17 protein-coding genes and 7 tRNA genes are annotated in these 16,786 nt (G+C 74.3%); 12 read left to right on the top strand and 12 right to left on the bottom strand.

The features are described 5' to 3' along the window. Positions 1-1,209 carry a serine/threonine-protein kinase gene (locus MTF65_RS19825; protein WP_243630091.1) on the bottom strand — a complete coding sequence of 403 codons (1,209 nt, stop codon included), beginning with the start codon at positions 1,207-1,209 and terminating at the stop codon, positions 1-3. A gap of 552 nt (positions 1,210-1,761) precedes the next feature. On the opposite strand from MTF65_RS19825, the gene MTF65_RS19820 reads away from it, so the two are divergent. The 3 genes from MTF65_RS19820 to MTF65_RS19810 all read left to right on the top strand — a co-directional run bounded on the left by MTF65_RS19820 (position 1,762) and on the right by MTF65_RS19810 (position 3,504). Next, positions 1,762-1,947 carry a hypothetical protein gene (locus MTF65_RS19820; protein WP_215149678.1) on the top strand — a complete coding sequence of 62 codons (186 nt, stop codon included), beginning with the start codon at positions 1,762-1,764 and terminating at the stop codon, positions 1,945-1,947. 238 nt (positions 1,948-2,185) lie between these two features. Next, positions 2,186-3,136, top strand: coding sequence for a phosphotransferase (locus MTF65_RS19815; RefSeq protein ID WP_243630089.1), 951 nt, complete (start codon positions 2,186-2,188; stop codon positions 3,134-3,136). Between the two features lie 65 nt (positions 3,137-3,201). Further along, positions 3,202-3,504 (top strand): zf-TFIIB domain-containing protein, encoded by a 303-nt coding sequence (locus MTF65_RS19810; protein WP_243630086.1) that lies wholly within the window; start codon positions 3,202-3,204, stop codon positions 3,502-3,504. 70 nt (positions 3,505-3,574) lie between these two features. On the opposite strand, the gene MTF65_RS19805 is transcribed toward MTF65_RS19810, so the two are convergent. From MTF65_RS19805 to MTF65_RS19785, 5 genes are all read right to left on the bottom strand, one after another. Next, a tRNA-Val gene (locus MTF65_RS19805) sits at positions 3,575-3,646 on the bottom strand. Between the two features lie 62 nt (positions 3,647-3,708). Continuing rightward, positions 3,709-3,780: transfer RNA gene (locus MTF65_RS19800), tRNA-Val, on the bottom strand. A 20-nt stretch (positions 3,781-3,800) separates the two neighbouring features. Continuing rightward, positions 3,801-3,872, bottom strand: a tRNA-Val gene (locus MTF65_RS19795). Between the two features lies 1 nt (position 3,873). Beyond that, a tRNA-Cys gene (locus tag MTF65_RS19790) sits at positions 3,874-3,947 on the bottom strand. 38 nt (positions 3,948-3,985) lie between these two features. Next, a tRNA-Gly gene (locus tag MTF65_RS19785) sits at positions 3,986-4,058 on the bottom strand. Positions 4,059-4,237: 179 nt separating this feature from the next. On the opposite strand from MTF65_RS19785, the gene MTF65_RS19780 reads away from it, so the two are divergent. From MTF65_RS19780 to MTF65_RS19770, 3 genes are all read left to right on the top strand, one after another. Beyond that, positions 4,238-5,350, top strand: coding sequence for a chorismate-binding protein (locus MTF65_RS19780; RefSeq protein ID WP_243630084.1), 1,113 nt, complete (start codon positions 4,238-4,240; stop codon positions 5,348-5,350). Beyond that, positions 5,347-6,168: an aminotransferase class IV gene (locus tag MTF65_RS19775; RefSeq protein WP_243630082.1), complete on the top strand. Its 822-nt coding sequence runs from the start codon at positions 5,347-5,349 to the stop codon at positions 6,166-6,168. The genes MTF65_RS19780 and MTF65_RS19775 overlap by 4 nt, the downstream gene beginning before the upstream one ends. 63 nt (positions 6,169-6,231) lie before the next feature. After that, positions 6,232-7,056 (top strand): GNAT family N-acetyltransferase, encoded by an 825-nt coding sequence (locus MTF65_RS19770; RefSeq protein ID WP_243630079.1) that lies wholly within the window; start codon positions 6,232-6,234, stop codon positions 7,054-7,056. Between the two features lie 38 nt (positions 7,057-7,094). Here MTF65_RS19770 and MTF65_RS19765 read toward each other — a convergent pair whose 3' ends face one another. After that, the gene (locus tag MTF65_RS19765) at positions 7,095-7,589 is read right to left on the bottom strand and encodes a DsbA family protein (RefSeq protein WP_243630077.1); all 495 of its coding nucleotides are present in this window, start codon (positions 7,587-7,589) and stop codon (positions 7,095-7,097) included. Positions 7,590-7,783: 194 nt separating this feature from the next. On the opposite strand from MTF65_RS19765, the gene MTF65_RS19760 reads away from it, so the two are divergent. Next, on the top strand, positions 7,784-8,248 hold the full coding sequence (locus MTF65_RS19760; RefSeq protein WP_243630076.1) for a hypothetical protein: 465 nt from the start codon (positions 7,784-7,786) through the stop codon (positions 8,246-8,248). 183 nt (positions 8,249-8,431) lie between these two features. Here the strand turns inward: MTF65_RS19760 and MTF65_RS19755 are convergent, their stop codons facing one another. Both MTF65_RS19755 and MTF65_RS19750 read right to left on the bottom strand, forming a co-directional pair. Beyond that, on the bottom strand, positions 8,432-9,061 hold the full coding sequence (locus MTF65_RS19755; protein WP_243630075.1) for a CGNR zinc finger domain-containing protein: 630 nt from the start codon (positions 9,059-9,061) through the stop codon (positions 8,432-8,434). A 207-nt stretch (positions 9,062-9,268) separates the two neighbouring features. Continuing rightward, the gene (locus MTF65_RS19750) at positions 9,269-9,682 is read right to left on the bottom strand and encodes an SsgA family sporulation/cell division regulator (protein ID WP_030011909.1); all 414 of its coding nucleotides are present in this window, start codon (positions 9,680-9,682) and stop codon (positions 9,269-9,271) included. Positions 9,683-9,859: 177 nt separating this feature from the next. Here MTF65_RS19750 and MTF65_RS19745 point away from each other — a divergent pair, with 177 nt between their 5' ends. Further along, a complete protein-coding gene (locus MTF65_RS19745) occupies positions 9,860-10,318 on the top strand; it encodes a TIGR02611 family protein (RefSeq protein WP_243630071.1) in 459 nt (152 codons plus the stop codon). Between the two features lie 67 nt (positions 10,319-10,385). Continuing rightward, positions 10,386-10,457, top strand: a tRNA-Val gene (locus MTF65_RS19740). A gap of 47 nt (positions 10,458-10,504) precedes the next feature. On the opposite strand, the gene MTF65_RS19735 is transcribed toward MTF65_RS19740, so the two are convergent. Then, positions 10,505-13,033 carry an SCO7613 C-terminal domain-containing membrane protein gene (locus MTF65_RS19735; protein WP_243630068.1) on the bottom strand — a complete coding sequence of 843 codons (2,529 nt, stop codon included), beginning with the start codon at positions 13,031-13,033 and terminating at the stop codon, positions 10,505-10,507. Between the two features lie 166 nt (positions 13,034-13,199). Here MTF65_RS19735 and MTF65_RS19730 point away from each other — a divergent pair. Beyond that, positions 13,200-13,271: transfer RNA gene (locus MTF65_RS19730), tRNA-Val, on the top strand. A gap of 73 nt (positions 13,272-13,344) precedes the next feature. Here the strand turns inward: MTF65_RS19730 and MTF65_RS19725 are convergent. Beyond that, entirely contained in the window at positions 13,345-14,070 is a 726-nt protein-coding gene (locus MTF65_RS19725) for a 3'-5' exonuclease (RefSeq protein WP_243630067.1), read from the bottom strand. A gap of 231 nt (positions 14,071-14,301) precedes the next feature. On the opposite strand from MTF65_RS19725, the gene MTF65_RS19720 reads away from it, so the two are divergent. Together MTF65_RS19720 and MTF65_RS19715 are read left to right on the top strand one after the other, a co-directional pair. Continuing rightward, complete coding sequence (locus tag MTF65_RS19720) at positions 14,302-14,892, top strand: DUF4365 domain-containing protein (protein ID WP_243630065.1); 591 nt, start codon at positions 14,302-14,304, stop codon at positions 14,890-14,892. Further along, positions 14,892-16,103, top strand: a complete 1,212-nt coding sequence (locus MTF65_RS19715; RefSeq protein ID WP_243630063.1) for a hypothetical protein — start codon at positions 14,892-14,894, stop codon at positions 16,101-16,103. Before MTF65_RS19720 ends, MTF65_RS19715 begins: the two co-directional genes overlap by 1 nt. 41 nt (positions 16,104-16,144) lie before the next feature. On the opposite strand, the gene MTF65_RS19710 is transcribed toward MTF65_RS19715, so the two are convergent. Then, a complete protein-coding gene (locus MTF65_RS19710) occupies positions 16,145-16,639 on the bottom strand; it encodes a GNAT family N-acetyltransferase (RefSeq protein WP_243630062.1) in 495 nt (164 codons plus the stop codon). Positions 16,640-16,786 lie beyond the last annotated feature (147 nt).

The following is a 16,786-nucleotide window of genomic DNA, read 5'->3' as shown; positions in this document are numbered from 1 at the left end:
CTACAGCTTCTGGGCGGCGGCGATGCCCAGCGCGACGATCAGCGTCACCACGACGAACACGATCAGCCGCTGCCGCATCAGCTTCGGATCGGGCCGCGAGGGGCGCCGCCCCGTGCCCGTCGTACGGGGGGCCGGGCGGCCGCCCGTACGCCCCGCGGTCGGCCGGGAGGCCGGGCCGCCGGCGCCGGCCCGGCTCTTCGGGGACGAGGGCCGCGCGTGCGGTCCGCTCTGCGGCCCCTGGCCCTGGCCCTGACCCTGCGCCCGGGCCACGGGTGTGCCGCCCGTACGACGCTCCGTGTGCTGCTCCCCGTACGGCTCGGCGAGCCGCCCGGTCGTCCGCTCGGTACGGGCGCGCTGCGCGGGCGGGCGGCCGTCGGCGGACAGCCCGTGCGCCTCGCGCGCCGCGATCTCCTTGAGCCGCATCGACAGCTGGAGCGTGGTCGGCCGCTCCTCGGGATCCTTGGCCAGACAGGCCTGTACGAGGGGGGCGAGCGCGTCGGGGACCCCGACCAGGTGCGGCTCCTCGTGCACCACGCGGTACAGCATGACCTCGGAACTGCCGTGCCCGAACGGCGAGTCGGCCGTCGCCGCGTAGGCGAGGGTGGCGCCGAGCGCGAAGACGTCCGTCGCCGGAGTGACGAGGGCGCCGCGCACCTGCTCGGGCGCGAGGAAGCCGGGGGAGCCGACGGCGGTGCCCACGTGCGTGAGGGTGCTCGCGCCGGTGGCCCAGGCGATCCCGAAGTCGATGATGCGGGGGCCCTTGGGAGACAGCAGGATGTTCGAGGGCTTGAGGTCCCGGTGCACCACCCCAGCCTCGTGTACGGCGACCAGCCCCTCGGAGAGCGCGGCGCCCACGGCGGCGATCTGCGCGGCCGTCAGGGGACCTTCCTCGGCCACCTTGTCGTGCAGCGACGGGCCGGGAACGTACTGGGTGGCGAACCACGGCCGCTCGGCCTCCAGGTCCGCCGCCACCAGGCGCGCGGTGCACCCGCCGCGGATCCGCCGGGCCGCGGACACCTCGCGCGCGAACCGCGAGCGGAACTCCTGGTCCTCGGCCAGATCGGGCCGGATCACCTTGAGCGCGACGCGCTGGCCGCGCCGGTCCGAGCCCAGGTAGACGACGCCCATGCCGCCGGCGCCGAGCCGCCGGTGCAATCTGAACGAGCCGACGACACGCGGGTCCTCGCGCCGGAGCCGCATCATCGCCATGTCCACCCCGCTGACCGGTCGTCCTGCTGACGTGGCACAGCTTACGGACCATCCGGCATGAGCGCTCAGAGGCCGCGCCCTCGTCAGGAGATTCGATTGTCAGTGCGGCGCAGCCCACTTGAAGGATGTCCGGGTGCCCGGACACAGGGCGGGCGGGCGGGTGCGGACGGTTCCAAACCGCCCTCGCGCCAAGGGGATTGGCGTGCGACGGGGCCGGGCACGGCCGACGGCCCCGGCCCGTATCGCCGAACAACCCGGAATGATCTTGCAGGCACCCGAAAGCAGGACACGCGTGTGCGAGGAGTGACGGAAGTGAGCGAAGTCACCACACTCCGGTCATCCCCTCCGGGAAGACCCCCATGACGGGGGAGCCGTCTCCACCCAGGGGAGTACACGAGGAGGGGACTCGTCATCCTCCCGGAGGCCCGCCAAAGGGTACGAGGGCATGAGGCCAGAAGCCTTCCGGGTGCCTAGTGTTGAAGACAAGCGGCGGGTGGAGCACTCGTCCCCCGAGGTCATAAGCCCGCCGCTGCCAACGACAGGGAGAGGACCATGGCGGACATCGCACGGCAGGGACGCAAGGCATTCGCGTTCAACGGCCATGAGTCCGGCACGCGCCACCCACTGGTGGCCGCGGCCATGGTGCTCCCCCTGGCCGCCCTCCTGCTCTTCCTCTTCGGAGGCTTCGAGCAGGTGGTGGCACAGGCGTCGTCCGTGGGTGTGATGCTGGGGCGCTGAGCGGCGCACCAGACCCGGGAGAGCGGCCCGGGTCCGACATCGGCCCGTCGAACCCCGTGGGGACGGGGGCGCGGCGGACGGCAGGTGAAGGGTGCTGCCCGTACGACTGGGGAGTCGGACGGGCAGCACCCTTTTTCATGCGCCGTGCCGCCGGCCCGACCTCCCGACGGGGGCGGTGTTCCGTAATCTGGCTCCGGACCCCGAGGTGACGGAACGGAAGCGGAGGCACCGAGCCGCGATGACCCAGGACACCCTGCACGCGGCCCTCGCGGCGTACGCGGCCTCCTCCGGCGAACCCGCGCCGTACGTACTCCTCGCCGACCGGGACGACGGGACCGTCGTGCGGTGCGGGGAATCCGTGGCCAAGGCCCACGCGGGGGACACCGACCGGGACGGCCTCGCCGCGCGGATGCGGATCGCCGGGGACCGGTTGCTGGCCGGGGTGCTGCTGCCGCCCCTGCGGACCGGTGTCGCCCACATCGGGGGCCGGCCGGTGTCGCTGTGGCCCTACGGGGCGCCCGTCGATCCGGCGCGCCCCGAGGACGCCCCCTGGGAGCCGGCCGCCCGGCTGCTCGCGGCCCTGCACCAGGTGCCGCTCCGCCGGCTCCCGGGACCGGTCCCGCCGATGCGCGGCCCGGCCAAACTCGCCCGCGCCCTGCACCGCCTCGGGCGCGCCGCCCTGTCCGGAACCGGACTCGGAGCCGACGCCGAGGCGGTCCGGGGCGCCGCGCGGACGCTGCCCGCCTGGGCGCGGGGCGAGACCCCCCCGCCCGCGGGCGGGGTGCTGTGCCACGGGGACCTGCATCTGGGGCAGTTGGTCCGGTTCCCCGCCCCGGAAGGGGCCTGGCGGCTCATCGACGTCGACGACCTCGGCGTCGGCACCCCGGCATGGGACCTCGCCCGCCCCGCCGCCTGGTACGCGGCCGGGCTCATCGACTCGGCCACCTGGCTGCGGTTCCTCGACGCCTACCGCGACGCCGGCGGGGCCGGTGCCGGTCCGCCCGGCTCCGACCCCTGGCCGGAACTCGACCTGGCCGCACGGGCACTCACCGTACAGACGGCGGCGCTGGCCCTGACCAAGGCGGCACGTGAAGGCCGCCGACTGGAAGACGTGGAACGCCTGATGGTGGACGCCTGTGTCCGAATCGCCACTCTCCCGCCCCACTTGGAGCCCGCCCCCGCGTCGTAGGCTGAGCCCCACGCCACCGGGCACGCGTCCGGTGTCGACGCATACGGCGAGGAGTTGATCCGGTCATGCAGTGTCCGAAGTGTCACGCGATGATGCACACCTACAACCGCAACGGCGTCCAGATAGAGCAGTGCAGCGGCTGCCGCGGCATCTTCCTCGACTACGGCGAGCTGGAGGCGCTGACCCGCCTGGAGTCCCAGTACACCGCCCAGTACGGCCAGGTCCCGCCGCCCGCCGCGCCGCCGGCCCCCTACCCGGGCCAGCACGCCGCCCCCGCCCCTGCCTGGGGCGCCCCTCAGCACGGGCACGGCCACGGGCACCACGGCCACCAGCGGGGCGGGTTCGGCCGGATGCTGTTCTCCTCCTGACCCGGTCCTGACCCGGCCCGCACACGCAGAAGCCCCGACCGTCGAGACGGCCGGGGCTTCCGGATACCGGTGCGCGATACTGGGATTGAACCAGTGACCTCTTCCGTGTCAGGGAAGCGCTCTCCCGCTGAGCTAATCGCGCGGGCTCGCGGCTCGAAAGCCGCAGGTGAAGCAGGTGGTGCAGAGGTGGTGCGGAGTACTGCGTGCGCGATACTGGGATTGAACCAGTGACCTCTTCCGTGTCAGGGAAGCGCTCTCCCGCTGAGCTAATCGCGCGGGTGGTCCTCGCGGACCAGTGGACGATACTGGGATTGAACCAGTGACCTCTTCCGTGTCAGGGAAGCGCTCTCCCGCTGAGCTAATCGTCCTTGGAGGTGGAGACGGGATTTGAACCCGTGTAGACGGCTTTGCAGGCCGTTGCCTCGCCTCTCGGCCACTCCACCATGGAGCTGCGGGGTTCTCGGGAAGATCCCCCACTTCGAGCGGACGACGAGACTCGAACTCGCGACATCCACCTTGGCAAGGTGGTGCTCTACCAACTGAGCTACGTCCGCAGGTCACCGTGCTCGCTCCGGGGTTTCCCCCTTCGCTCCCTGGCGACGTGTTGAACTCTAGCGGATTCCCGGGCCAGCTCAAAAACGCGTTTCCGCAGCGTGCTGCCGCTCGATCACCGGGGGTCACCCGGCAGTCACCTGCCCGGCGCCGCCGCGCCACCGGTCATAGACTCGCAGCCGTGCACGACCTGCTTCCTCTGGCCCGCTTCGGCGGCCTCCTCGCGACCGACCTCCGTGACGTCACCAGCGACGCCTCCGCCCTGGACTCCACCGGGTTCTGGGCCGTGGCCGCCGACTTCGAAGGCGGGCTCGTCTGCGCTCGCTTCGGTGACGTACGCCCCGATCCGGTGCCCGCGCCCCTCCCGGGCGCCTGGCGCGGCCCCGCCGCCGACCGCTGGACCTCCTCGCTCGACCGGCCCGCGTACACCGCGGGCGTCCGCCGCATCCGCGAGCTCATAGCCGCGGGTGAGGTCTACCAGGCCAATCTCTGCCGGGTGATGTCCGCGCCGCTGCCGGATCCGGCCGCCGCCGATGTCGACGCCCTCACCGCCCTGCTCGCGCGCGGCAACCCGGCCCCGTACGCGGGAACGATTCGGCTCCCGGCCCGCGGCGTCGAGATCGCCACCGCGTCGCCCGAGCTGTACCTGCGCCGGGCCGGGCGCCACGTCGAGTCCGGGCCCATCAAGGGCACCGGCCGCACCGCCGCGGACCTGCTTCCCAAGGACCACGCCGAGAACGTGATGATCGTGGACCTCGTCCGCAACGACCTCGGCCGGGTCTGCGCCACCGGCACCGTCACCGTCCCCGAGCTGTGCGCCGTCGAGGAGCACCCGGGCCTGGTCCACCTCGTCTCCACCGTCAGCGGCGAACTCGCCGACGGCGCGGGCTGGCCCGAGCTGCTTGACGCGACCTTCCCGCCCGGTTCCGTCACCGGCGCCCCCAAGTCCTCCGCCCTGCGGATCATCGCCGACCTGGAGACCGCCCCCCGCGGCCCCTACTGCGGTGGGATCGGCTGGGTCGACGCCGACCGGGGCACCGCCGAGCTCGCCGTCGGCATCCGCACCTTCTGGATCGACCGCGCCGCCCCCGGCGGCCCCCGCCTCTGCTTCGGCACCGGCGCCGGGATCACCTGGGGCTCCGACCCCGACCGCGAGTGGGCGGAAACGGAACTCAAGGCCGCCCGGCTGCTCGGGGTAGCGTCAGCCTCGGGGGCCGATGGAGCTGCGGGTATGCCCGAGGCTCGTGGAACGAGTGCCCGTGAAGCACGTGGAAGTGGAAGGACCGTTCGGTGAGGATCTGGCTCGACGGAACACTGCGGGACGCCGACGACGCGAAGGTGTCCGTGTTCGATCACGGGCTGACCGTGGGTGACGGCGTGTTCGAGACGCTCAAGGCGCAGGACGGGACGCTCTTCGCCCTCACCCGCCACCTGGACCGGCTGGCCCGCTCGGCCCGCGGCCTCGGGCTGCCCGACCCCGACCTCGACGAGGTCCGGCGCGCCTGCGCCGCCGTACTGGAGGCCAACCCGGTCCCGCTCGGCCGGCTCCGGATCACCTACACCGGCGGCCTGTCCCCGCTCGGCTCCGACCGGGGTGACAGCGGCCCCACCCTCGTCGTCGCCGTCGGCGAGACCACCCGCCGTCCGGACACCACCGCCGTGATCACGGTGCCCTGGGTCCGCAACGAGCGCTCCCCGCTGACCGGCCTGAAGACCACCTCGTACGCCGAGAACGTGGTCGCGCTGGCCGAGGCGGACCGGGCGGGGGCCTCCGAGGCCCTGTTCGCCAACACCGTCGGGCAGCTCTGCGAGGGCACCGGCTCCAACGTGTTCGTCGTCGTCGACGGGGAACTGCACACGCCGCCCGTCGCCTCCGGCTGCCTCGCGGGTATCACCCGCGCCCTGGCCGTCGAATGGACCGGCGCCAAGGAGACCGACCTGCCCTTCGACGTCCTGGAGCGGGCCGAGGAGGTCTTCCTGACCTCCACCCTGCGCGACGTCCAGGCCGTCCACCGGATCGACGGGCGGACCCTCGCGCACGCCCCCGGCCCGGTCACCGCGAAGGCGATGCGCGTGTTCGACGAGCGCGCCGCCTCCGACCTCGATCCGTGACCGCCCGGCGGGCGGGCCGATAAAGGCTGTCGCCGGGGCCGCCGGGCGGGTAGAACTCGGATGATGACCACCACCCTGCGGCCCAGCGCGCCGCTTCAGCAGAGCACCAACGGGGGGCGCTCGCGCCCGTACGAGGTCCGCGTCAACAGCAGGCGCGTCGGCGCCCTGCTGATCACCGCCGACACCCCCTTCGGGCCGACGGTCGGCGAGATCCGCGACCTGGCCATCGACGAGCCGGACCGGCGGCGCGGCCGCGCCACGGTCGCGGCGCTCGCCGCCGAGGAGGTGCTGCGCGGCTGGGGCTGCCGCCGGGTCCGCGTCTCCGTCCCGGCCGGGTCGGCGGGCGGGCTGCGGATGGCCGAGGCCCTCGGGTACACCGAGTACAGCCGCAACCTGGCCAAGGAACTCCCGGCCGAACCGCCCGCCCTCTCCGAGGGGGTGCTCGGGCGGCCCATGACGCAGGCCGAGTACGAGGTCTGGGACGCCGCGGCCCGCGCGGAATACGCGGAGGTCTGGATCGGCCGGGGCATGTCCCCGGAGGCCGCGCACGCGAAGTCGGCCGCCGACCACGACAGCAACCTGCCCCGCGGCCTGGCCACCCCCGGGGTCACCCTCGCCGTCCTGGAGGCGGCCGGCGCGCCGGTGGGCACCCTGTGGGTCGCACCGCTCGGCGAGGGCGCGTACGTCTTCGACGTCGACGTCGCCGCCGAGTACCGCGGCCGGGGCTACGGCCGCGATCTGATGCGGCTCGCCGAACGCACGGCCCTCGCCGACGGGCACCGGACGCTCGCGCTCCAGGTCTTCGCCGACAACACCCCGGCCCTGCGGCTCTACGACTCCCTCGGCTACCGCCCGACCCGCATCAACTACGCGAAAGCCCTGTTCTAGGCGCGGTCCAGGCGCGCTCCGAGGCCTTCAGCGGGACGTCAGCCGGCCAGCAGGCGGTCGGCGATCTCCTCGACGCGGGCGCGCAGGCCCTCTTGGCTCTTGCCGCCGTCGAGGCGCTCGCCGCCGATCACGTACGTAGGGGTGCCGGTCACGCCGATCGCCTTGCCCTCGGCCTGGTCGGCGTCCACGATCAGGATGTGCCGGCCGTCGATCAGGGCCGTGTCGAACTCCTCGACGTCCAGGCCCAGCGCGCGCGCCACGTCCAGCAGCACCGGCTCGCCGCGCTCGGCGAGCTCGGCGGTGCGCGCCAGCACGGCCTCCGCGTACGGCCAGCCCTGACCCTGTTCCAGGGCCTCCTCGGCGGCCTGCGCGGCCGCGAACGCGTGCTTGTGCTTCTCCAGCGGGAAGTGGCGCAGCCGGATGTCCAGCCGGTCGCCGTAGCGGGCCCGCAGGGCGCGTACGTCGTCGAGGGCGCTGTGGCAGTCCGGGCACTGGAGTTCGCACCAGACGTCGAGGATCACGGAATCGGTCATACGGACAGTCTCCCAGCCGCGCCCCGGGCGCACCGCACCGCACCGACCGGCACCTGCGGAGGAGGCGGGACCCGGAGATGTCCCGGAGATCGGGCCGGGCCGCGGCCCGGGCGTGGCCCGTACGGCGGTGCCCGGTGCAGGATGGAAGGGACGGATCGCCCGCCCCGACAGTCACTCGCCCCCTGGAGGACCGCATGCTCGCCGAGACGATATGTGCCGCGGTGTCCGCGGCGGGCCTGGGCATCGCCGCGGTGGCCGCCTACCGCAAGCGCTTCCTGGCCGCCGCGCGGATCGCCGCGTACGCGCTGGTGCCGCTGGGCCTGGTGCTGACGGGCGTCGTGGAGTGGGTGTCCGGGATGGTCTTCAAGCCGACGGTCTGGATCGGCTTCGGGCTGCTGGGCGCCGCCTGGCTGCTGTTCATGACGACCCGGGCCATCGAGCGCCGCGGGCTCGGTGCGTCCGAGAAGCGGGCGAAGCCGGTCAAGGCGTCCAAGGAGCCCAAGGCCGCGAAGGGCGCTCCCGTACGGGACGCCGTCGAGCCGGCGGCCTCCGCGCCCGCCGCGCCCTCACCGGGGCCCGCCGCCGGCCGGAGCGCCCCGGTCACCCCCGCGGATGACTTCTCCGACATCGAAGCGATTCTCAAAAAGCACGGGATCTGACGAACTCCCGCGTAGATCTTGGCGTGTTGAGGGGCGAACGGCGGCGCGCTGCGCCATCATCGCCCCGACATGCTCGACACATCGCAGGGTGAGCCGTCGGTTCCCGCGCCGGTCCCCGTCCCCGTCGCCGAGGAGCCGAGAGGCTGCCTCTTCGCGCTGTCCCAACCGCCCCTGATGATCTTCCTAGCGGTGATCGGAACGCTTCTGCTGCTTGCCGCCGTCCATGATCTCTTCCTGCTCTGAACGTGTCTCCGGGTAGGCGTCGGCCTCCTTGCGCCGCGCCCGGTACGCGGCCACGTGCAGCCGGTTTCCGCAGGTGCGGCTGTCGCAGTAGCGGCGCGAGCGGTTGCGGGAGAGGTCCACGAAGGCGCGCCGGCAGTCAGGGGCCTCGCAGCGGCGCAGCCGCTCCTGCTCGCCCGAGACCACGATGAAGGCCAGCGCCATGCCGCCGTCCGCCGCGAGGTGGTCGCCCACCGAGGCGCCGGGCGCGAAGTAGTGCACGTGCCAGTCGTAGCCGTCGTGGTCGGTCAGCTGTGGGGTGGTGCCCGCCGTGTCCACCAGCTCGTTGATCAGTGCGGCCGCCGCACGGGAGTTCGGAGCCGCGAAGATCTGGGCGAACTTGCCGCGCACCGCCCGGACCCCGGCGAGGTCGCGAGCGCCCAGCTCACCTACGTCGCTGATGGCGTGCTCCTGGACGAAACCGCGCAGCGCGCTGACGTCCGACAGGCCGTCCGGCTGGTCCGGCTCGGCCGCTGTGTTCACCAGCGCGACGACGACGTCGAGCGCGCGACGGGTGTCGTGGGGGATCTGCACGGGGTCTCCCTCAGGGGCCGGGCCTGCGGCGACAGGCTGCTGCCGCCGCTTGCGGGCGACTCTAGCGGGTCCCTCGGAAAGCGCACCGGCGCCGCCCGCGCGGGTGGCTCCCGCAGGGACAGCGCCGACACTGCCGTATGTGGTTGTCCAGCCCGCACCGTCGCCCCGAGTCGGACGGTGTCGAGCGGGAGCGGTTGTAGGCCTGGCTCAGCTTTCGGCCAGGATGTGGGAGAGCTCCTTGTCGAGATCGAAGTGCCGGTGTTCGGTACCGGGTGGAACCGCGGCGTCCGTCCGCTTGAGGAACGACTCGAGTGCCCGCGCGGGTGCTTCGAGCAGTGCTTCTCCCTCCGGTGAGCTCAGGGCGATGCAGACGACGCCCTGACCGTGGCTGCGGGACGGCCACACGCGGACGTCGCCGGTACCGGTGGGCCGGTGGAGGCCCTCCGCGAGGAGGTCGCGGGCGAATACCCATTCGACCGTCTCCTCGGCGCCGGTGTGGAAGGTGGCGTGCACGGCGTAGGGGTCGGCCGTGTCATACCGCAGGCCCGCGGGAACAGGCAGTGAGGACTCGCTCGACACAACGAGGCGCAGGTGCAGCTCGCAGCTGACCGTGGTGTTCATAAGCGCCAGGGCCTTTCGCTCAGTGTGCGCTCGGGGATTCGCACGTCGGCGAAATCGACATGCCACCTACGGTGCCGTTGTAAACCCCTCTGACCGTTTTGCGGACCTCTGGGTCCCTCGGACGGCGGATCCAAACCGACATTCACGTGTGCATCCGGTTCCGGTAGATTCGGGCCTATGAATACGGGGAGTGACCACGAGACCAACGAGTCCGCAGAATCCGTCGAATCCGCCGAGGCGGCCGGGTCCCGCGCGGCGGAAGCGCTGCTCGGTTCCCGGGCGCCGGCGTTCATCAAGGCCCGCCGGAGCCTCCACCTGAGCTGGCAGGTGGGCGTCTTCGTCGTCGGCCTGGCCGTCGTGGTCGCGGGCGTCATCATGCTGCCCCTGCCCGGCCCCGGCTGGCTGGTGATCTTCGGAGGCATGGCGATCTGGGCGACCGAGTTCGTCTGGGCCCAGCTGGTCCTGCGCTGGACCAAGCACAAGGTCTCGGAGGCCGCCAGGAAGGCGCTCGACCCGAAGGTCCGCCGTCGCAACATCATCCTGACCAGCGTCGGCCTCGCCATCGCGGGCGTCCTGATCGGCTTCTACGCGTGGAAGTACGGCTTCGCCATGCCCTGGAACATCAAGGACCAGTGATCGGCCGGGTTCCGCCGGGGACGGTCAAAGAGCACCGCTGACATGCGGTAATGTTTGCGGTGCGTCCGGGCGATTAGCTCAGTGGGAGAGCACTTCGTTCACACCGAAGGGGTCACTGGTTCGAACCCAGTATCGCCCACCCGGACCGAAGGCCCGGAGACTCGATGAGTCTCCGGGCCTTCGGCGTTACCCGAGCCGGCCGAGGGCCGAGCGCAGCCGCCGGGCGTCCCGCAGCCGCTTCTCGTACGTGGCCCCCACCGCGAGCAGCAGCAGGCCCGCCAGGGCCGGCGGCAGCCAGCGGGGGAGGGCGTCGACGACCTGGACCACGTACGGGGCCAGCTCGTGCAGGGCCACCGCCGCGAGGGTCGCGCCGCCCAGTAGGAGCGGCGCCTGGAGCCGGCGGTGCGCGCCCGCCAGGGTCACCGCGAGCGCGGCCGTCCCCAGCAGCAGCGGCCGCAGCCAGTGCCCGTCGCCCCAGGCGGCGAACAGGCTCGGCAGCAGGGTCGCCGCCAGGCCCGGGCCGTACGCCGCCCAGGACGAGGCCGCCGGGTCCTCGCGGCGGCGCAGGAATCCCACCACCAGCGCGGGCAGCGTCACCGGCAGCGTGTACGCCTCCGGCACGTCCACCCCCGCCGACGCCAGCCGGACCCAGGTCGCCGCCACGAACAGGACCCCGGCCGCCCAGCCCAGCGAGCGCCGGTCCGCCCGGACCGCGGCGCCCGCGCAGACCACCCCGGCCAGCGCCATCGTCAGGGCCAGCACCGGCAGGTCCCGCGCGGCGAAGGCCACCGCCAGGAACCCCGCGACGGCCGCCGCGGCCTCCGCCGGGACGCGGACGGCGCCCAGCCGGGGGCCCGCCGCGGCCACCGCCGCCGGCACTGCCAGCACCAGCGGCCCCCACCACCACACCGCGAGGTCCAGCCGCGCGCCCAGCGCCGCCAGCACCGCCGCGGCGTACGCGACGCAGAGCGCCGCCGCCCCGCCGCGGGCCCAGCGCGCGGCGGGCCTGTAGGCCGCTCCAGCCGCGCCGCCCGCGCCCAGCAGCCCCCAGACCGCGAAGGTGGCCGAGCGGCCGTCCAGCGCCCCCACGGACACGCTGACGGCACCGATGACGGCGCACACGCCGGCCGCGATCCCGGCCTCCCGGGCCGGCGACCGCAGCGCGAGGACCCCCGCGGCCCCCGTCACCGCCAGCTGCGCCGCGAACACCGCAGCCGGCGCGAGCCCGAGCACCACCGGGGCCGTGAACGCGCCCGCCCAGGCCAGGACCACCGCCGCGATCGCCGGCTCCGGGCGCGGCAGCACCCGGGTCAGGAACCAGGCCGCCCCCGCCGTGATGAGCAGGGCCACCGGGACGGCCGCGCCCGGTCCGTACGGATCCCGCGGCGGGGTCGTCGCCGCCCACACCTCGCCCAGCACCCCGAGCCGGTCCGCGAGCACCCCGGCGGCCCCCGCCAGGGCGCCCGCCCCCGCCAGGACCGCGATCCCCGCCCCGGCCCGGGCCAGCCCGAGCCGTACGGGCTCCGGGAGCGCGGTGGCCCGTACGGCCGCCAGCAGCGGCAGCGCCACCGTCAGGTACACGACCGCCGCCCAGGCCGGATCCAGCTCCGGCCGGGCCACCCCGCCGAGTGCCGCGACCGCCGCGACCCCGCCGGCCAGGGCGGCCGCCGAGGCCGCGGGGGCGCGCCACGCCGCCGCCACGCCGAGGCCCGCCACCGCGGCCAGCAGGGCCGCCGGAGCCAACGCGTCCGCCGCCGAGGCCGCCGCCACCGACTCCGAGAGCCCGATGAGCGCCGCCCCCGCGCCCAGCGCCACCGCCGGGATCCACGCGGCACGCGAGCGGGACCCCGGCACCAGGACCGCCAGAGCCAGGTCCAGCGCGGCCGTCGCCAGCAGGGCCCAGCCGAGCTCCAGCGGGCCGGCGTCCGAGGCCAGCGCGGCCAGCGGGAGCGGGAGCTGCGCCGTCAGCAGCGCCGCCGGGACCGGGATCCGCAGCGCGGGCAGCTCGGGGGCTCTCCCGCCGGGCCAGGCCGGGCTCGCGCCGCCTGGAGCCGCACCTCGCCGCGTTCTCGTCGGTCGCCGACGCTCCGCGTCGACTCCCTCCTCGGCCTTGCGATGCACGGCGCCAGCCACCGCTCCCTGATCCGGCCTGGCCCAGCGGGAGAGCCCCGGCCCGTACCCGGCCCAGACCGCGGCCAGCACCGCGGCCGCGCCCGCCGCGTACGCGGTGCCGTCGGTCCCCGGCATGCCGACCGCGTGCAGGGCGTAGGCGTCCAGCACCGTCAGCAGCAGCCCCAAGGCCCCGACCGACTCGGCCGTGGACCGCAGGCCCCGGCGCAGAAGCGCCGCGGGGGCGCCCAGGGCCGCGGCCGTGACCGCGGCCAGCACCGCCGAGCGCCCGACGATTCCGAGGGAACCCCAGCTGACCAGGGTGAACGCGAGGGCGGCCACGGCCAGCAGTACGGCGCCCAGGGTCAGGAGCACGTTCTGCGCGCTCGGCGCGGAAGCCTCCTTCGCACGCTCGGGAGCGCGCCCCGGCGCGGACGCGGACCCGGGCGCGGTCGCGGGCGCCGCCCAGAGGATCGGGGCGAGCGGGACCAGCTGCCGCAGCAGCCAATCCCGTCGGCTGAGCAAGTACACGCGCCGGGCGTCGAGTTGCGTCAGCTCGCGATCGATGAGCGCCAGCTCGTCGGCCGGCGGCAGGGGGGTGTTCATGGTCCGGAGTGTGGTGCCCGTCACGGCATCAGCACATGGGTGCGGATACTCATCTCCCGCTGAGTACCCAACGGGCCGAGCCGGCCGCGCATCCGGGTATCCGGCCACCGCGTCGGGAGCGGTTTGAATCAGACCCCATGGCTCTTGTATGGTTCAGACCGTTCCCGGGCGATTAGCTCAGCGGGAGAGCACTTCGTTCACACCGAAGGGGTCACTGGTTCGATCCCAGTATCGCCCACCGGGACAGGCCGGTCCGTCTTATGGCGGACCGGCCTTCCGCATTCCCGGCACCTTTCCGCGGGGCCGCGCCGCTACGCCGCCGCCGGCAGCTCCGGCCGCAGCGGCCAATGCGGATCCACCGCCTCCGGCGTCCCCTGACGCGCGAACCACGCCTGCAGTCCGCGCGCCTGCGCCGCGTGCCACACCGCCTGCAGCGTGTGCAGTTCGCCCGGCGTCAGCCGCTCCAGCCGCGCCGCGAAACGGCGGCCGACCGCCCGTACGAGCTCCAGCGAGGCCAGCGCGTCCGCCGCCGCGTCGTGCGCCCCCTCCAGCTCTATCCCGTAGTGCGCGCACAGATCCGTCAGCGTCCGCCGGCCCTTGCGGTAGCGGTCCAGGTGCTTGTCCAGCACCCGCGGATCCAGCACCGTCAGCGGCCGGTTCTCCAGGTACCGGGCCAGCGACGACGCCCGGTGCCGGCGCAACTCGCGGTCCAGCAGCGTCAGATCGAACGGCGCGTTCATCACCACCACCGGACGGCCCGCCACCAGCTGCTCCCCGAGCGCGCGGGCTATCTCCTCCACCACCGGCGCGGGCCAGCGCCCGTGCCGCTGGAGGTGCTCATCGGTCAGACCGTGCACTTCCGTGGCACCCGGGGGAACCGGGATGCCGGGATTGACCAGCCAGCGCGTGGAGCGGACCCGGCCGCCCGCGCACTCCTGCACGATGAGCGCGGCGGACACGATCCGGTCCTGCTCCACGTCCACCCCGGTCGTCTCCGTGTCGAACGCGGCCAGCGGGCCCTCGTACCAGCGAGTCATGGCGAACTCCTCGTCCCCGAACGGCAGATGGGGCGCACCCGGGCGCCGCCGCCTCGGAGCGTGTCGCCCTTGCCCGAATCCGTGATACCCGGGCTGTTTGCGCTGTACGCCGTTTGCGGGCAGCCGGGTGCGGAGACAACTTCCTTGGGGGACCGCACACCTGATCGGCCGTCACCCCATCCACCACTCCACCCTCATTCGGCAGAGCCCGGAAGGCATGGGGAGCCGGCCATGGCGCTCGCGCAGCCCGAACAGGGCGGGGTGCTGGCGGGGCGGATCGAGCCGCGGACCGACGCGCGGACCGGACCGCTGCGCGGCACACTCGCCACCACCGCCTGCATGGAGACCCTCCAGGTGGGCTACCTGCACGCCGTCGCCGCCGCGGCCGGCTGCTCGCTGTCCCAGCCCTTTCCGGACAACGGCATCGACTGGCACGTCAGTCACGGCGCGCCCGAGCACGTCGTCGACGACGAGGTCACCATCAAGGTGCAGCTGAAGGCGACGTACCAGATACCGCCCAGCCCGGCCGGGCCCACCTTCGCCTTCACCCTCGACAACGAGCACCTGGTGAAACTGGCCCGGACCCCGGTCGCCGTGCACAAGGTCCTGGTCGTGATGCTCGTCCCCAGGGAGCGCGACCAGTGGCTCGCCGCCGGGCACGACCGGCTCGACCTGCGGCACTGCTGCTACTGGACCAACCTCGCCGGACACCCCGTGACCGGCCGGCGCCGGACCACCGTACGGATCCCGACCTCGCGGATCTTCGACGACCGGGCGCTGTGCGAGATCATGACCCGGGTCGGGTCGGGAGGGACACCCTGATGAACTGGCACTCACCGCACCTGGAACCGCTGACGTCCCCGGAGTTCGCCTCCGGAGCCCCCGGCCCCGACCCCGCCCACGTCGATCCGGCGGTACTGGGCGCCCTCCTGCACCGGCACGGCTGGCTGCGGCGCGGCGGGGCCGCCGGACGGTACGGGCGCTGGACCCCGCCCGGCTACGCGGGCACCAGCGTCCTCGTCCCCGAGAGCCGGGCCTTCCCCGACTGCGCGGACCTGCTGGACGAGGCGCTCACCGCGCTCTCGCGCAGCGCCCTGCCGTCGGCGCGGGAGGTGCTGTACGGGCTGAGCGTGCCGAGCGACGAGATCCGCTGGGAGCGGGAGATACCGGAGGGGCCGTACGGGTTCCAGGGCGAGGCCGACTGGACGGTGCAGGAACAGCTGCGCGCGGCCGCCCGGCAGCTGCTCCTGGCCGGGGCCCTGGCGGACCGGGCGCGCGCCGGGTACTACGGGGCGCGGCACCGGGCGCAGGCCGAACGGGCGCTGGACGGGGTGCTGGTGGGGCCGGCGCCGGGCGGCCGGCGGCTGGCGGCGTACGTCCCGGTGGACGGGGGCCGGGGCATCGTGACCCGGCTGCACCACGCGCTGCACGCCACGCGGGAGGCGGTGGACTACCGGCGGGCGACGGGCGGCATGGAGGCCTTCGACGCGGCGGTCGCGGCGGGGGTCAGCCGGGAGCTCGCGGACGCGGTGATCGCGCTGGTGCGGGGGTCGGAGGGGGCGCGGATCGCACTGGCGTGGGCGCCGGCGGCCGGGGTCCCGGCGGGGTGCGCGGCCCGGCCGGAGCCGGTGGAGTTCTCCCCGGGCGATCTCCCGGTGCTGCGGGAGGCCGCCGCCCGCTACACCCGGGACGAGCCCGCGGTCCTGGTCCGGGTCGCGGGCGCGGTGGTCCGGATGCGGCGCTCCGCCCCGGGCGGCGGGGGCACGGTCCGGCTGAGTGTTCTGGCCGGGGCGGAGGTTCCGTCGATCCGCGCGGCGCTGGACGAGGAGGCGTACCGGGTCGCGGTCCACGCCCATCTGGCGGGGCTGCCGATCCGGGTCAGCGGCCGCCTCCAGCGGCGGGGCGGCTTCCGCCGGCTCGCCGATGTCACGGACGTGACCCCCGTGCCGCTCGACGAGGTCGAACGGGACCGCCTGCTGAAGTCGCTGGACGAGGCCCTTGATCCTGCGGATGTGCTGCCGGGCGACGAGTAGGGTGCGGCGCCGTTGCCGGGGCTCTGCCCGGGGCCCGCTCCTCAAACGCCGGAGGGGCTGGATTCAGCGGGGCTGGACCGGAAGGACGCCATGCGCAGGCCCGGGGTGGGGGAGAAGTCCGCGCCGCGGGTGAAGCCCAGGCGCTCGTACAGGGTCACCGCGGGGGCGTTGGCCGCGCCCGTGGTGACCTCGACCGGGCGGTCCGGGAAGAGCTCGGTCAGGGCGTGGCGCAGCAGCAGGGAGGCGATGCCCCGGCGGAACCGGGCCGGGTCCACGCACAGGCGGTCCACGCACACGGAGCCGTCAGGCTCCTCCTCCCAGGCCAGGAACCCGGCGATCCCGCCTCCCTCGGCGACCGCGCCGAGCCATCGGAGCGGCCGCTCCCGCATCTGCGCGAGGCTCTCCCGCAGGGCCGGGATCCCGTCGAAGCCGATCAGCTCCGCCTCCACCGTGTAGGCGGCCCGGCCGATCCGGTGCACGGCGGCCGCGGTGGCGTCGTGGCTCAGGTCCAGCGGGCATATCTGCGGGCTCGGCATAGGGGCCACGCTACGACATCCAGCCTCGCCGGCGTTCGAGGCGGGGGGCCCGGGGCGGAGTCCCAGCGGCGGCGCCGCACTTTCGGCCCCGTGCCGCCGGCCGGTGATGGGCTCGGCCACACCGGGGCCCGGTAACCGTTTCGCGGC

The sequence above is a fragment of the Streptomyces sp. APSN-46.1 genome, assembly GCF_022815725.1.
Taxonomy (GTDB): Bacteria; Actinomycetota; Actinomycetes; order Streptomycetales; family Streptomycetaceae; genus Streptomyces.
This window is presented reverse-complemented; position numbering and strand designations above follow the sequence as displayed.

What these genes read in the sequence shown, in the direction of transcription:
- MTF65_RS19810 (WP_243630086.1), top strand. Translation starts at nt 3,202, where the DNA reads ATGCAGTGTCCGAAGTGTCACGCGATGATGCACACCTACAACCGCAAC.
- MTF65_RS19725 (WP_243630067.1), bottom strand. Translation starts at nt 14,070, where the DNA reads ATGACTCGCTGGTACGAGGGCCCGCTGGCCGCGTTCGACACGGAGACG.
- MTF65_RS19765 (WP_243630077.1), bottom strand. Translation starts at nt 7,589, where the DNA reads ATGACCGATTCCGTGATCCTCGACGTCTGGTGCGAACTCCAGTGCCCG.
- MTF65_RS19760 (WP_243630076.1), top strand. Translation starts at nt 7,784, where the DNA reads ATGCTCGCCGAGACGATATGTGCCGCGGTGTCCGCGGCGGGCCTGGGC.
- MTF65_RS19715 (WP_243630063.1), top strand. Translation starts at nt 14,892, where the DNA reads ATGAACTGGCACTCACCGCACCTGGAACCGCTGACGTCCCCGGAGTTC.
- MTF65_RS19820 (WP_215149678.1), top strand. Translation starts at nt 1,762, where the DNA reads ATGGCGGACATCGCACGGCAGGGACGCAAGGCATTCGCGTTCAACGGC.
- MTF65_RS19750 (WP_030011909.1), bottom strand. Translation starts at nt 9,682, where the DNA reads ATGAACACCACGGTCAGCTGCGAGCTGCACCTGCGCCTCGTTGTGTCG.
- MTF65_RS19745 (WP_243630071.1), top strand. Translation starts at nt 9,860, where the DNA reads ATGAATACGGGGAGTGACCACGAGACCAACGAGTCCGCAGAATCCGTC.
- MTF65_RS19825 (WP_243630091.1), bottom strand. Translation starts at nt 1,209, where the DNA reads ATGGCGATGATGCGGCTCCGGCGCGAGGACCCGCGTGTCGTCGGCTCG.
- MTF65_RS19710 (WP_243630062.1), bottom strand. Translation starts at nt 16,639, where the DNA reads ATGCCGAGCCCGCAGATATGCCCGCTGGACCTGAGCCACGACGCCACC.
- MTF65_RS19770 (WP_243630079.1), top strand. Translation starts at nt 6,232, where the DNA reads ATGACCACCACCCTGCGGCCCAGCGCGCCGCTTCAGCAGAGCACCAAC.
- MTF65_RS19815 (WP_243630089.1), top strand. Translation starts at nt 2,186, where the DNA reads ATGACCCAGGACACCCTGCACGCGGCCCTCGCGGCGTACGCGGCCTCC.
- MTF65_RS19735 (WP_243630068.1), bottom strand. Translation starts at nt 13,033, where the DNA reads ATGAACACCCCCCTGCCGCCGGCCGACGAGCTGGCGCTCATCGATCGC.
- MTF65_RS19720 (WP_243630065.1), top strand. Translation starts at nt 14,302, where the DNA reads ATGGCGCTCGCGCAGCCCGAACAGGGCGGGGTGCTGGCGGGGCGGATC.